Raw genomic sequence first — 15,137 nt, 5'->3', positions numbered from 1 at the left:
AAAAAACGACTTAAATACAAGCCTAATAAATTACAATTTGCAAAAATCACTTACTTTTGAGCATCAAAATTGAACTTGAAAACATAAACCATGGCAATTTTAAGACACCAAGCACTTAATTTAGTGCAAACTAGGAAGAAGGTGGATGTAAAAGCACCTTCAAAGCGTATTTCCAATTATTTTGGAGAAATGGCCTTTACAAAGGCTCAAATGCAGACCACCTTATCGCCTGAAGTATATAATAAGGTTACTGATTGTATAAGAAATCGTAAGAAAATTGATATCGAGACAGCTGATGCTGTGGCAGCTGCGGTGAAAAACTGGGCACTAGAGCGGGGTGTTACACACTATACCCACTGGTTTCAACCATTGACGGGTGCAACTGCCGAAAAACATGATTCCTTTTTTGATCCAAGCAAGGGCATTGAAAATTTCAAAGCTGAGGCTTTAGTACAGCAAGAGCCGGATGCTTCATCATTCCCGAATGGTGGTATTCGAAGTACATTTGAAGCGCGTGGATATACGGCATGGGATCCTTCTTCTCCCATCTTCATTTACGGAAAGACTCTTTGTATTCCTACCATATTTGTAGCATACACGGGAGAAGCGCTGGATCACAAAGCGCCCCTATTAAAGGCATTGGAAGCGGTTGATAAAGCAGCGGTTAAGGTCTGCCGAATGTTTGACCGAAGCGTATCAAAAGTAAATGCATCGCTGGGGTGGGAACAAGAATACTTTGTCATCGATAAAGCCCTTCATGATGCGCGACCGGATTTGGTCATGGGAGGCAGAACCCTTTATGGAAATAATCCTGCCAGAGGACAGCAGTTGGATGATCATTACTTCGGATCTATTCCTTCAAGAATTTATGATTTCATGAAGGACTATGAAATAGAAGCGCATAAGCTGGGCATACCATTGATGACTCGTCACAATGAAGTAGCACCAGCACAATACGAGGCTGCTCCGATGTACGGTCCGGTGAATGAAGCGACAGATCAGAATCAGCTCCTAAAGGACGTAATGGAGAAAGTAGCAAATAACCATGATTTACGTGTGTTATTTCACGAAAAGCCATTTGCAGGACTCAACGGGAGTGGCAAGCATAACAACTGGTCATTGGTGACAGATACCGGAGTTAACCTGTTTCAGCCGAGCTCGAGCGCGAAAGATAATTTGCTATTTCTAACCTTTTTTGTGACGACCATCAAAGCAGTGCACGAGTACGCTGATTTACTTAGATCAAGCATTGCTTCTGCAGGTAACGATTTCCGACTAGGAGCAAACGAGGCTCCTCCGGCAATTATTTCAGTCTTTATTGGTTCAACCCTTACTAAGGTGTTGGATAAACTGGAAAAGTCTGGTGACATTATGGTAGAGAAGGGAGAGAACCTTTACATGAAGCTGGGTATCGATCAGATCCCATCAATTATTCTGGACAACACGGATAGAAACAGAACGTCTCCATTTGCTTTCACAGGAAATAAATTTGAGTTCAGAGCTGTTGGATCTGATGCAAACGTATCTGACCCAATGATGGTGCTTAATACGATCATGGCCGAGCAGCTTAGCGATTTTTACAAAAAAGTGAATAAGCTCATAGACGGGGGCCGTGAAAAGAGGTTGGCTATCATTGATGTGCTCAGAGAGTATATCAAAGAATCTAAGCCTGTACTTTTTGAAGGCGATGGATACTCGGATGAATGGGTGAAAGAAGCCAAGAAAAGAAAGCTTTCCAACGAACGTGAAACGCCTCGGGCTTTGGACTTTTCAGTTTCAGATAAGGTTGTGAAACTTTATGAAAAACATAAAGTAATGAATAAGGTGGAGATCGAGGCGCGCCACGAAATTCGATTGGAAAACTATATCATGAAAGTACAGATCGAATCGAGAATGATGGCAGATATCGCCTCAAATATGATCATTCCAACTGCTACAAAATATCAATCGAAATTGATTGAAAATGCAAAGGGGTTGACTGACCTGGGACTGGATGCTACAGAGATCAAAAAGACCATTGAGCAGGTTTCTACACATATCAATAATGTACGAAGGTTGTCTTTTGAAATGACCGAAGAGCGTAAGCGTATCAACAAAATAGACGACATCCGTGAGATGGCAGTTGAGTATTGTGATAATGTGAAGGATAAGTATTTTGAACCACTTAGATATGCAGTGGACAAACTGGAATTACTTGTTGATGACGAAGATTGGCCACTACCAAAATACAGAGAATTGTTGTTTTTAAGGTAATAGATAGGGTTAGTAATTTAAAGTCCCGGTAATAAGCCGGGACTTATTTATTACTCATATTTTAAGTTTTCAGAAGGGTTTACAGTAGCTGCTTTGTAAGCTTGAAATCCGGTGGTAAGCATGACAAAGAATGTCACAATCAGCAATACCGCAACAAATAGCACGAAGTTGATTTCTGTGTGATATTCAAAGTCACCCAACCAATTGTTCATGATCTTATACCCGATGATAAAAGCAGGCAAAGCTCCCACAAGCACAAGCCAGATAAAATCTTTTACCAATAAAAGTACCAGGCCTTTCACATCAGCACCCAGCACTTTTCTTACACTGATTTCTTTGGTACGCTGCTCAGCGGTAAACGAAGCTAGCCCCAATAAACCCAGTCCGGAGATGATGATCATCATCAGTGCAAAACCAAGAAATAGTCTTCCTCTCAACTGATCGCTTTCATAGTCTCTCATAAAGTTTTGATCAAGAAATTGATATTCAAAAGGCATATTTGGAAACAGTTCACTCCAGGTTACTTTGATATGATCAAGACCCTCTTCCAAATCTCCAGAGATCTTTACCATGGCCTGTCGATTGTTCATATTAGGAAATATCATGAATGACTCGATCGGGTTGTAGAGGGACCTATGATGAAAATCTCTGATAACACCAATCACTTTATGAAAGACCGTGCTATCCTGATCAAATTGAAATCTTTTCCCTATTGGATCGTCCCAACCAAAACGCTCGACCATTGCTTCATTTACCAATACACCTGATGCCGTGTCACTCGGAAACTCACGTGAAAAATTTCTTCCTTTCACAACTTCAACTCCCAGAACATCAATATAATCATAATCAACTCCAAACCAATCCACTCCATAAATCTCCATCACACCTTCATTGGTTTCTACAGACATAACATTCTTTCCAAATCCATTTCCAGGAACCACCATCGATGTTGATGCATTTTCAATGTTTGGGTTTTTAAGTAGTTCAGTCCTTAGCGTTTCCCATCTTTCACTTGTACTTCTATTTAGAGCGAAATTGACTACCTGATCTTTGTTGAAACCAAGGTCTGCATTGCGTACATACTGCATTTGCTGATAAATCACTAAGGTTCCAATCAGCATAAAGATGGAAATGGAAAACTGAATGCCTACCAATACTCTTCTTAACCAAACATTGCCGGTACGCTTACTTCCAGATCCACCTTTGATTGCTTTGATCGGACTAAAGCCTGACAAGTAAAAAGCAGGATAGGAGCCACTCACCAGTCCGGTGAAAATCAGTATTCCAACAAGGGTAAGAACGATCTCCGATGATAACAGGTCACTCAGAAGTAATGAAGTGCCCAGTTGATTATTTATCATCGGAACGGCTACCAACAAAAGCAGTATGCTGATAAACATAGAGACCAGTGCTATTAGAACCGACTCTACGATAAACTGGCGAATGAGTGCGGCCCTTACAGCTCCCATTACTTTTCTTATGCCCACTTCCAGCGAACGACGCATGGATCGTGCTGTTGCCAGATTCATATAATTGATACAAGCAATTAACACCAGGAAAATCGCGACTGCCAGGAAAATATAGATGTAATCGACGTTACCAAGTGCCGATGGTTCATTCTGGAAGTCAGAGTATAGGTGAATGTCCTGAATATTGATCATTTCATATTTGACCTTGATGTCAAACTGATCGAAAATGGTAGCTACATATTTTGGAATGATCTCTTCATTGAGTCGCTGCTCCACATACGCAGGATCCACACCCTCATTTAGAACCACATAAGTATATAAACCAAAACCACCCCAACTTTGCGAATTGGCATATTGCTCGTTGGTGCTAAAGGAAGACATTGCATCCGGACGAATGTGTGAAGTAACGGGAATGTCCTTGTAAACACCCGTTACCTTATATGAAAAACGTTCGGTTTCCAGTAGCTGACCCATAGGATTTTCACCCTTAAACACTTTCTCCGCAAGGGTTTTGCTAAGAACAATGCTATTGGGTCCTGCCAGTGCGGTCTCAGGATCTCCCTGAATGAAATCAACCTTAAACACCTCGAAAACAGTAGAGTCTACGAGGTACCAATTTTCTGCTTCGTAGTTCCTGTCATCGTATCGAAATCGGGTATTTCCACCCCCGGCAAAACGGGTGAATTGTTTGATTTCCTGAAACTCTTCATTGACAGTTTTTCCCAATGGAGGTTGGGAGACCGCCCATCTAAATGCATTATCCGGCTCAGTAATATCCGCCGAAATGCGATAAATATTTTCTGCGTTCGGGTGATGTTTATCAAAGCTGGTCTCCTGATTCAGATACAATACGATTAGTAATGCGGATGCAATGCCAATGGTTAGACCTAAAATATTGAGGATAGCATAGCCTGGTTGGCGTTTGAGGTGGCGAATAGCCACCAGGAAATAATTCTTAAGCATGGAGTTTTGAGTTTAAGTGACATTCATAAGATACTGAGGATAATAGCAATAGTTTCAGCCGTTTATCACAATTAAGACTTTTTAACAGAAACTGTACCTTTGTCATTAAATATGAAGACAGCAGAAATACACACTAAAAAAGGGGTGATGAAAATTGAATTCTTCGAGGAAGATGCCCCAAACACGGTTAAGAATTTCATTGATCTTGCGAATGACGGATACTACGATGGATTGACTTTCCATCGGGTCATTCCAAACTTTGTGATCCAGGGAGGTTGCCCTAAAGGTGACGGTACCGGAGGTCCTGGCTATCAGATCGATTGTGAACTGGATGGAAATAACCAATACCATGATCGAGGTGTCCTTTCTATGGCCCATGCCGGAAGAAACACCGGAGGATCACAATTTTTCATTTGTCATAACAGAGATAACACAGCTCACCTGGATAGAAACCACACCGTTTTTGGTAAAGTTGTAGAGGGACTGGATGTCATCGATCAGATCAGAGAAGATGATGTGATGGAGAAAGTGGTAGTATCGAAATAATCTAAGATTTTAATTAGCTATGAACAGATCTATATTTTTTATAGGTACAGTCTTTTTGTGCCTATTCATTTCATGTAAGGATGATGACCAAACGGAGAAAACTGAACCAGAAGCTTGCTTCGATTTTCGATCTGGACCTTACTATACCGGAGATTCAATACAATTTACCAATTGCTCATCTAATGCAGAAAGCTACCAATGGAATCTAAACGGAGGTCTCATAAGCGATAAAATTGATTTCACCTTTACACCAAACAATCCTGGTGAATACAGAGTCAAACTATCCGTAGAAAATAAGGATGAAGAAGACACGCTTTCTCAAGTCTTTGAGGTAGAGGATTATAATGGATTTGTACTAGACAAAAGTTATCCAAAGCAAAGTGCATCTCCGAAATCTATCATTAAAATGGCTGATGGAAGTTATTTGGTTTCGTATGTAAGTTTTAATGTGTTTGAGCCGAGTAGATACTATCATCTTTTAAAGATCAATGGATCATTTGATGTAGAATGGGAGTGGAGCAGGAGATATGGAGCAAACTTGTATGGGTCTACTTTATTTGAAAACGACAATGGAGATATTCAGTTTACCCAAAACAACTGGATAAGTGGCTTTTCGGAGACTTTAGTCGAAACATTCACCGCCACTGGTCAAAATATCAATTCACGAACAATCACGAACAATGAAAACGGACTGATTGATTATATGATTGATGGTGATTCCATCATATACGTAGGATATTCAGGTCCAAGGTATGATTATGATTTGTTTATTCATATCACTGACCATCAAGGTTCCGCTTTAGATACTAAGTTGATCTCCTTTGATGAAAAAGTTTTGGTTGGAAAAAGTATAAGAAAAAATAGCGATGGATACCTACTTTTAGGTTGGTCCAATATTGAAGCACTTTCAGATGAAAAGCCAAAAATTAATTTATTACAGTTGGATCATTCACTTTCAAAATCATGGGAAATGACCTACAATATTGAAGGAACTGATGCAGATCGTTTAAATGGTTTTGACGATAAATGGAATCTTATTTCAAACGAGGATAATAGCATGATGATTTTTGCATATCCTACTGTAATGAAGTTAGATCAGGAAGGGAACAAAATATGGTCGAAAAATTATAGACCAACGGAAGAGTTTTTACAAGGATTGGTTGACGGAGGTGTGATTAAGGTTGGAAGTGAATTTATTTTTGGTTATGATAATGTTCTGATAAAGATTGATCAGGAAGGTAATGAAAAATGGAGAAAGGAGATACCAACAGGCACGGTTGTTCAATTGCTCCAAGAAACCGATCATTTTGTGATTTTAGAGAATAGGAAATCTTATTACTCCTCGGAAGATATTGATGGGGAGCTAACAGCATACCAGGTAAGTTTAATTAAAATGGACTTTGATGGTAACTACCTGGATTTTTAAGGTCAAAACAATGAATTTTAAGGCTCTCAATGCGAGAGCCTTTTTTGTTTGCCTGCAAACAATGGTAACTTCAAATGGTTCTTAATGAAAGTCAATCCGATGAAAAAGTTTCTTCCAGGTCTTATAGTATTCTTTCTATCCACTTATGTATTAGCACAAAACCGAGCTACTCCTGATACCATTCCCACAGGTAAAGGAGAGTTGATCATTCAACCTATTCTTCATGGAACGCTGGTTTTATCATGGAATGACATGACCATTTATGTCGATCCCTACGGAGGGAAAGAGAAATTCGTGGGACTAAAAGATCCTACGCTGATTTTGATAACGGATATTCATGGAGATCACTTAAATCAGAAAACGCTGGATGGGTTAAACACACAACGGGCACAATTTATCGTGCCTCAGGCTGTGAAGGAGAAACTCCCAGATGAAATGAAAAGACGAGCAGCGGCCATAGATAATGGCCAAACGATTGTAATTGAAGAATTAGAGATTCTAGCCATCCCAATGTATAACTTACCTGAAACAGACGATTCACGTCACCCGAAAGGCAGAGGGAATGGTTATGTGCTTACGCTGGGAGGGAAACGCATTTATGTTTCCGGAGACACAGAAGACATTCCCGAGATGAGGAACCTCCAAAATATTGATGTTGCGTTTGTTTGTATGAATCAACCCTACACAATGAGTGTGGATCAAGCTGCTAGTGCTGTGATCGAATTTCAACCGTCGGTTGTATATCCTTTTCACTACAGAGGGAAAGGAGGGCTAAGCGATGTAGCTTCTTTCAAAAAGAAAGTTGAAGCTGCGGGCACATCTACCGAGGTGAGACTTAGAGATTGGTACCCACAGTAACTTTTACTTAGGCAGCAGCTCCCATTTGGTTAAGCCACATTTGGAAAAAGCTAAGCTCTACCCATTGTTTGTTTGCTGAGTGGCTATCGCCTGACGTTTCAATGAGTACCCACATCGTACCGTATTCATCTTTTTTCCCTGCTACAACGTTTCGCTTCAGCATCACACCATTCACTTCGTATTCTACTGACAAGTCCATTAGTTGATTAAAATAGATCGCTTCCATAACTTTTGCTTTTTAATTATGATTCAAAGATGCGATCAATGATAACCCTGTGGTAGCGTGATTTTGGTATTTTGGTGATTTACGTGATTTACGTATGTCTTTAAAGCCCCATTTAAAGCTTCTCACAGCGATCTTTCAGATTATCAAACATAAATATTGATAGCTGATTCCGAACATCCGATCCGGTTACACTTTCAATCTTACGTCCATCTATCTCTACAACAGGAGTTAGTTCTCCCATCGTCCCGGTAGCAAAAACTTCGTCTGCATTATAAAACTCTATTAAGCTCAAATCTTTTTCGTGACATGGTATGCCATTGTTATTCGCTAGCTCAATCACAAACCCACGGGTAATTCCATGAAGACAGGCGTTGGCGTAAGGTGTATAAAGGATGCCATTCTTTACCATAAATAGGTTGGTATCATTTAGCTCTGCTACAAATCCACGATCATCCAACATAATTGCTGCATCAACGCCAGCAAAATTGGCCTGAATCTTAGCAAGGATGTTGTTTAATAGGTTGCTGTGATGAATTTTAGAATCGAGGAATTGAGGACTATTTCTTCGTTGGGTGGAGGTGATCACCCGTATGCCAGACTCATTATCATAAACCAAAGGTTTCCACTCAGCAAGAACGATCAAGCAGCTGCCTTTTTGATTGAGGCGGGGATCCATTCCAGAGGTTACTTTTTCTCCTCTGCTCAGCGTGAGTCTAATATGGACATCCTCGTCCATTTTATTAGCTTCCAGTGTTTTCTTAATAGCATCCTTGATAAATTGCCTGGTAGGCACATGCTCAAAAGCTAAAGCCTTAGCAGATTCATACATCCGATCAAGATGCTGCTCCAGGTGTAAAATTCCCTCCTTGTATACACGAAGGCCTTCCCATACGGTATCACCTCCCTGAACAGAAGAATCAAAGACAGAAACCTTGGCCTCCTCTCTTGGGTAAAGTTTGTCGCCTACCCAGATTTGTATGTTTTTATTTTTTGGATTGAATTTTTGTAGCATGATTCTAAGTGAAGTTTTTCAATTTCTGATAGTAAGGTAAGGCTTCTTTATACAAGTCCTTGCACTGCTCAGGCAATGGACGTTCGCTGGTTTTTTGTTTGGTAAAGCCAGTAGAGTTGTGGACATTCTTATACCAATATTTCGCCCAGGCCCCATCCTCAGGAAGGGCGCCCTTTTCCCAGGAAAGCATTTCTTCTTCAAAGGAAATACTGATCTCCTTGCAAAGTTTAGATAGTCCTTTTTTCGGATCGGCCAGGATATCATTGGAATCGATGACAATGGGAGTGATCTCATTTTGAATTAGATAATCAAGTATATCTGCCTCATATTTCAACCCGATATCCTGTAAAGTTGGCTGAGAGATCACCTGTGCAAAGGAGGCAATCAACTGCTTTGGATCACGAATAAGAAAGATGTTTTTCATTGGAAGTAGGTAGTTCCAATCCAATCCTTCGTGATGATGCGCCATATTTTTAAGAAAAACGATTGAGTGTTTTTCCTCTAATTCCTTTATTTCCTCCAACACCTGATGTGCATCGGCAGACATACTCGTGAGGGTTTCGTCTCTTCCTGGATGATCAAGATCTGTTTTAATCAGATAATGAGCATAAAACGGCTCATCCACTACTTTGATCTGACTGTGCTGGGCAAAGGAATACATTAGCGCAGTGGATATGTTTCTAGGACCGGATATCAGGTTAATGATCATGAATTAATTCCTTTTCCAATCACAATTTTATATCCATTTAAATCTTCAATTGTGAATTCACGCATTTTGTATTCCGTGTCATTTATTGGCTCAACAATATTCGCGTTGGTATTCTGAAATTCTTCATACACCGCATCAGGGTTGTTGACGAAGATATAAAGCTTGGCGTCATCAGTAGATAAAGGTGATGAGGTTTCAGTGAAATGTATCCCGACAGCATCTTCTCTGTTAACTACTCCATAGGTTGGAGGATCTTGCCAGAGAAAAGAAATATTAAATCCAAGAATATCTCGATAGTATTCTGCAGCTTCTAGAACCGCTGGTACTGGAAGTATGATGGATGAATGAGAGAATAGCTTCATTGTCCCCCGCCACTTTCCTTTTTCTCTTCTTGCAATCTTTGTTTTCTCTTCTCCATCATTTCCTGTCTTCTCAATTTCATTTTTTCACGCTGCTGGTTCCGCTGTATAGCCTGATATTTTTCCCATTGTGCAGCAAAAATGAACTCTTTTAGCTCCGCATCGCGATCTTGAATAATCCTCCGAGTCCTCATTATTCTTTGTCTGCTTTCAAGCGAGTCTGTCCGTTCTAATTCCCTTAATCTTGGATAGTACTTTTCATTGACCTCATTCCATTTGGCTAATTGATCTTCAGAAAGATTCAATTCGACCTTCACCTGATCCATACTGTCATAGGAAATTTGGAAATTATCTTTCATTTCTGGGCGCTGAGCTTTTAATACTGTAAAAGCGAATGCGCACAATAGCAAGAGTGTGTATTTCATGCGTAAATATTCGCATAAAAAAAGAAAGCCTCAATACTTATCGTATTGAGGCTTTAAAATAAATCTTAAATTCTTTTAATTCATCTGAGCGGTGATCTTATCGCTCAAGACATTTTTAGGTACTGCACCGATTTGCTTGTCTACTACTTCACCGTTTTTGAAAACGAGTAGGGTAGGGATTGATCGGATGCCAAATTTTGCAGATACTTCAGGGTTTGCATCTACGTCTACTTTTCCAATCACTGCTTTTCCTTCAAAGTCCCCAGCAAGCTCTTCCACTACAGGACCTATCATTTTACATGGACCGCACCACTCTGCCCAGAAGTCAACCAAAACTGGCTGATCTGAATTGATGATTTCTTCAAAGTTGTTATCGGTAATTTCTACTGCTTTTGCCATTGTATTATCTGTTGATATTTTGTCTACTTGTGAATCGAACACAAAAGTAATTTGAATAGTTTATTCTCTTTTGATAAAACAGATGTTTGTTAGGTAATTGACATTTAACCACAAAGATAACTGAGATTAAAAGCAGAGAAAGCAGTGTATCTGGACCGAATCTAATGCTGTGTTCTCTGTGGCCTTCTTCGTGTTCTCAGAGGTTAAAAATCAATTTTTCTGGAGCAACACCCGATACCTCAACTCTTCAATTCCCTCCAGTTCTTTGATTAGTTCGTCCGACGGTTCAATTGTGTACTTTCTGCTAAGCATCTCCAGGTTGATTGCCCTGTTTTCATACACGCCAACCAGGGACATTTTAAGCAACGATTTTCCAGGGTACTGTCCGGCAATCCGTTCTACCTCATCTACGATGATGGCATTTACATCCTCCAATCGCATTTTGATCTCCAAACCTCTGGTCATCTTCTCTCGGATTTCGCTCAGGTGTTCAATGTTTTGGATTTTGAATTCCAACTCATCGCTGTTCCATCTGTTTTGTATGTTCCCGGTTAAATAAAGGAACCATCCTTTCTCAAGCATGGGCTTAAATTTCAGGTAATCCTGACCAAAAAGGTAGAAGGTGTAATTGTCATTAAAATCTTCGAGTGTAAACTGGCCGAAAGGATTTCCTTTTTTGGAAGTTCGATGCTGGACATCACTAACAACTCCACCTATGCGCACTTCTCTTCCTTGTAGTTTTTCAGGTTCCGAAAGTTGATGGATGCCTGCATTGGTCAGGTGGTCCATTTCAAATTTGAATTGATTAAGAGGATGACCGGAGATATACAGCCCAACCATTTCTTTCTCAATATTCAGCTTTTCGATATCACCGTATGGCTCGATGCGACCCACCTTTGGTTTAGAGATATCCGTTCCAGATGCTCCACCAAAAAGCGAAGATTGATTGCTTGCTTCTTCTTCCTGCATACGGTTGGCATACCGAATTGATTTTTCAATCAACGAGTTGCCTTCTTCGTCAGGTTCTACATATTGACGTCTATGAAATTCTTCGAAGCAATCGAATCCACCTGCCTTCGCGAGACTCTCAAACGACTTTTTGTTAACTGTGCGGAGGTTCACCCGCTTCGCAAAATCAAAAATATCTGCAAAAGGTCCATTCTCATCTCGCTCTTCGATGATGGCCATCACCGCAGACTCACCCGTTCCTTTAATGGCACCCATTCCAAATCGAATTTCTCCCTCAGCATTTACGGCAAAATCCTTTTGTGATTCATTGACGTGTGGCCCCAAAACCGGGATGTTTCGGTTTTTACATTCTTCCATGAAGAAACTCACCTTCTCAATGCTATTCTGATTGTGAGTGAGGACAGAAGCCATGTACTCAGCTGGATAATTAGCCTTGAGATATCCAGTATGGTAGGCAACTACCGAGTAGCACGTACTGTGAGATTTGTTAAATGCATAGGCAGCAAATGCTTCCCAGTCTGTCCACACTTTTTCCAGCTTATCTTCTGGGTGCCCTTTGGCTTTGGCTTGCTCGATGAATTTGGGCTTCATCTCATCCAATACATCGCGTTTCTTCTTACCCATCGCTTTCCGCAAAACGTCAGCTTCACCTTTGGTAAAACCAGCAAGGGATTGAGACAGCAACATCACCTGCTCTTGATACACGGTAATTCCGTAGGTCTCGGCCAGGTATTCCTCCATCTCGGGGATATCATAGGTGATCTTTTCCTTACCATGCTTTCTGGCAATGAAATTTGGGATGTACTCCATCGGACCAGGTCGGTAGAGGGCGTTCATGGCAATAAGATCCTCAAACTTATCGGGCTTTAACGCCCGTAGGTGCTTCTGCATGCCGGGTGACTCAAACTGGAAGGTGCCATTGGTTTCACCTCGCTGATACAGCTCGTAAGTTTTTTGGTCATCTAATGGAATTGAATCAATATCTATTTTGATTCCATGTCTTTTCTCTACGTTTTCCACAGCTGTCTTGATGATGGACAGGGTCTTCAAACCCAAAAAGTCCATTTTCAACATCCCGGCATCTTCTACCACGCTGTTGTCAAACTGGGTGACCAGAAGCTCTGAGTCCTTCGACTTGGCAAGTGGTACAAACTTGCTCATATCATCAGGAGTGATAATTACACCACATGCATGGATTCCGGTATTTCTCAGAGATCCTTCAAGAACGACTGCCTGGTTTAAAACCTGTGAGGGGAGGTCTTTCCCTTTTTTAAGATCTTCTAGTTCTTTTACTTCATCAAAGACCTTTGAAAACTTAGTGCCTGGTCGTTCAGGCACCAGTTTGGCAATAGCATCTGTTTCTGGAAGTGGCAGTTCCATCACACGTCCGGCATCACGAATGGCTGATTTAGGCGCCATCGTACCATAAGTAATGATCTGGGCCACCTGATCGAATCCATATTTGTCGATCACATATTTGATCACTTTCTCCCGACCCTCATTGTCAAAGTCAATATCAATATCGGGAAGGGATACCCTGTCCGGATTCAGGAAACGCTCAAAAAGGAGATCATAGGCAATTGGGTCTACGTTGGTGATTCCAATGCAGTATGCTACAGCCGATCCTGCAGCTGACCCTCGTCCTGGGCCAACTGCCACACCCATCTCTCTGGCCTTGGCAGTAAAATCCTGCACGATGAGGAAGTACCCGGGATAGCCGGTATTCGCAATGGTTTCCAGCTCAAAATCAAGGCGTTCCTTGATCTCATCAGTGATCTCCGGATATCGTTTTTTAGCACCTTCGAAAGTAAGGTGTTTGAGGTAAGCATTCTCCCCACGCTTGCCTCCATCTCGATCATCCTCAGGATCTTTGAATTCATCAGGAATATCAAAGGCAGGAAGAAGTACTTCACGTTCCAGCGAGTACTCCTCGATTTTATCGATCAGTTCAGAAATATTTTCGATAGCCTCCGGTACATCCCCAAACGCCTCTTTCATCTCTTGCTGAGACTTGAAGTAATAGTTATCATTTGGAAGGCCGGGACGGAACCCTCTGCCTCGCCCAATCGGGGTGCTTTGCCTTTCGTTTTCTTTGATACAAATTAAAACATCGTGTGCTTTGGCGTCTTCTTTATCCAGGTAGAAATATTCGTTTGCAGCGATGAGTTTGATGTCATGCTTACTGGCAAATCCAGCCAGAATTTCATTTAACCGATCCTCTTCTTCCAGTCCGTGGCGGTTAAGCTCTAGGTAAAAATCATCACCAAAAAGATTTTTCCAGTAAAGTACCGCTTCTTCGGCTTGTGTTTCACCCACATTTAAAACGAGGTGAGGGATTTCCCCTCCCAGACTTCCACTGAGCGCAATGACGTCCTCTTTGTATTCCTCAATAAGCGCCTTGTCAATTCGAGGATAAAGACCATAGTTTCCTTCCTTATAGGCGATAGAGCTAAGCTTGATGAGATTCTCATAGCCCTTTTTGGACTTTGCTAGCAGTACTTGTTTAAACCGTTTGTCTGGGTTGTCTTTCGTAAACTGGAGCTTGAGACGCTCTTCTGCAACGTAAAATTCACATCCTAGTATTGGTTTGATTCCTGCACCTTTTGCAGCTCTCACAAACTTGAAAGCCCCAAACATGTTACCCAGATCAGTGAGCGCCACAGCTGGCATCTCGTAGTTTTTTGCTTTGGCGATGATGGATCCCACATCAGGTGTAGCTTGCAAGACAGAGAATTGTGAGTGACCATGCAGATGGCAGAAGGCTCCTTTGATATCCTCAGCTTTTACTTCCTCCGTACCAATCTTACCGGATGACTTCTCTCGCTTCGTAGCGAAGTTGGCGGCATCCAGATCTGGCGCCTCATAGATGATCTCTTCCGGAAGAGTATCATCAATGGTTGGTATGATCGATCGTTTCAGACACTCAAAAAATGCTTTGGCTGTCGCATCTACATCGTATGCTGCATCATGTGCATCGGCAAACGGTTCTCCGAAAAGCTTTTCGTAAAGCTCGATCAGCTTCGGAGATTTTAAACGACCACCAATACCTCCCTGTAGCTGGCAAAATTCTTTGGTGTCCTCGGCGGTATCAATGTTTTTAGCATCAGCTAATAGATTCTCTTTTTCAGTTCGGAGATACTCAGCACCAATGATTTTGTTGTCAAACTCAATGTTGTGACCGACTAATACCCTGGCACGTTTAACATCTTCTGAGAATTTATCCAACACCTCAGATAAATCTTCTCCTACCTCTAACGCTCGCTGAGTAGAAATACCATGTACCTTTTCAGCGTTGAATGGAATCGTGAACCCCTCCGGTTTTATGATATGGTTTCCGGTAGAAAGTAATTTCCCACTATGATCATGCAGCTGCCAGGCGATTTGGACCAGCCTGGGCCAGTTGTCCAGTTCTTCAACCGGAGCGGTTTTATTATGAGGTAAACCGGTGGTTTCCGTATCAAAAATGAGGTACATAAAGGGTGGGTTATATTCTCATTCAAAATAACACAAAGACGATCGATGT

12 protein-coding genes are annotated in these 15,137 nt (G+C 41.3%); 4 read left to right on the top strand and 8 right to left on the bottom strand.

What is annotated here, in order from left to right:
* The first annotated feature begins 90 nt into the window (after positions 1-90).
* The gene (locus tag ACP14Y_RS03805; protein WP_424961645.1) at positions 91-2,253 is read left to right on the top strand and encodes a glutamine synthetase III; all 2,163 of its coding nucleotides are present in this window, start codon (positions 91-93) and stop codon (positions 2,251-2,253) included.
* Positions 2,254-2,303: 50 nt separating this feature from the next.
* On the opposite strand, the gene ACP14Y_RS03800 is transcribed toward ACP14Y_RS03805, so the two are convergent.
* Positions 2,304-4,685 carry an ABC transporter permease gene (locus ACP14Y_RS03800; RefSeq protein WP_424961644.1) on the bottom strand — a complete coding sequence of 794 codons (2,382 nt, stop codon included), beginning with the start codon at positions 4,683-4,685 and terminating at the stop codon, positions 2,304-2,306.
* Between the two features lie 111 nt (positions 4,686-4,796).
* Here ACP14Y_RS03800 and ACP14Y_RS03795 point away from each other — a divergent pair, with 111 nt between their 5' ends.
* From ACP14Y_RS03795 to ACP14Y_RS03785, 3 genes are all read left to right on the top strand, one after another.
* Positions 4,797-5,231, top strand: coding sequence for a peptidylprolyl isomerase (locus ACP14Y_RS03795; protein WP_424961643.1), 435 nt, complete (start codon positions 4,797-4,799; stop codon positions 5,229-5,231).
* 19 nt (positions 5,232-5,250) lie between these two features.
* Positions 5,251-6,657, top strand: a complete 1,407-nt coding sequence (locus ACP14Y_RS03790; RefSeq protein ID WP_424961642.1) for a PKD domain-containing protein — start codon at positions 5,251-5,253, stop codon at positions 6,655-6,657.
* Positions 6,658-6,741: 84 nt separating this feature from the next.
* Complete coding sequence (locus ACP14Y_RS03785) at positions 6,742-7,515, top strand: MBL fold metallo-hydrolase (protein ID WP_424961641.1); 774 nt, start codon at positions 6,742-6,744, stop codon at positions 7,513-7,515.
* A gap of 7 nt (positions 7,516-7,522) precedes the next feature.
* On the opposite strand, the gene ACP14Y_RS03780 is transcribed toward ACP14Y_RS03785, so the two are convergent.
* The 7 genes from ACP14Y_RS03780 to dnaE form a co-directional block, all read right to left on the bottom strand.
* Positions 7,523-7,741, bottom strand: coding sequence for a hypothetical protein (locus ACP14Y_RS03780; protein WP_424961640.1), 219 nt, complete (start codon positions 7,739-7,741; stop codon positions 7,523-7,525).
* Between the two features lie 112 nt (positions 7,742-7,853).
* A complete protein-coding gene (locus ACP14Y_RS03775; protein ID WP_424961639.1) occupies positions 7,854-8,753 on the bottom strand; it encodes an aminotransferase class IV in 900 nt (299 codons plus the stop codon).
* A 4-nt stretch (positions 8,754-8,757) separates the two neighbouring features.
* Entirely contained in the window at positions 8,758-9,462 is a 705-nt protein-coding gene (locus ACP14Y_RS03770) for a sulfotransferase family protein (RefSeq protein WP_424961638.1), read from the bottom strand.
* A complete protein-coding gene (locus ACP14Y_RS03765) occupies positions 9,459-9,824 on the bottom strand; it encodes a VOC family protein (protein ID WP_424961637.1) in 366 nt (121 codons plus the stop codon). The genes ACP14Y_RS03770 and ACP14Y_RS03765 overlap by 4 nt, the downstream gene beginning before the upstream one ends.
* Positions 9,821-10,246, bottom strand: a complete 426-nt coding sequence (locus tag ACP14Y_RS03760; RefSeq protein WP_424961636.1) for a hypothetical protein — start codon at positions 10,244-10,246, stop codon at positions 9,821-9,823. The genes ACP14Y_RS03765 and ACP14Y_RS03760 overlap by 4 nt, the downstream gene beginning before the upstream one ends.
* A gap of 75 nt (positions 10,247-10,321) precedes the next feature.
* Positions 10,322-10,645 carry a thioredoxin gene (gene trxA, locus ACP14Y_RS03755; protein WP_424961635.1) on the bottom strand — a complete coding sequence of 108 codons (324 nt, stop codon included), beginning with the start codon at positions 10,643-10,645 and terminating at the stop codon, positions 10,322-10,324.
* Positions 10,646-10,855: 210 nt separating this feature from the next.
* A complete protein-coding gene (gene dnaE, locus ACP14Y_RS03750) occupies positions 10,856-15,088 on the bottom strand; it encodes a DNA polymerase III subunit alpha (RefSeq protein ID WP_424961634.1) in 4,233 nt (1,410 codons plus the stop codon).
* Between the last annotated feature and the right edge of the window lie 49 nt (positions 15,089-15,137).

This window comes from Ekhidna sp. (genome assembly GCF_965247405.1).
Lineage (GTDB): Bacteria > Bacteroidota > Bacteroidia > Cytophagales > Cyclobacteriaceae > Ekhidna.
The sequence above is the reverse complement of the archived record's forward strand: the minus strand, read 5'-3'. Positions and strand labels throughout refer to the sequence as shown.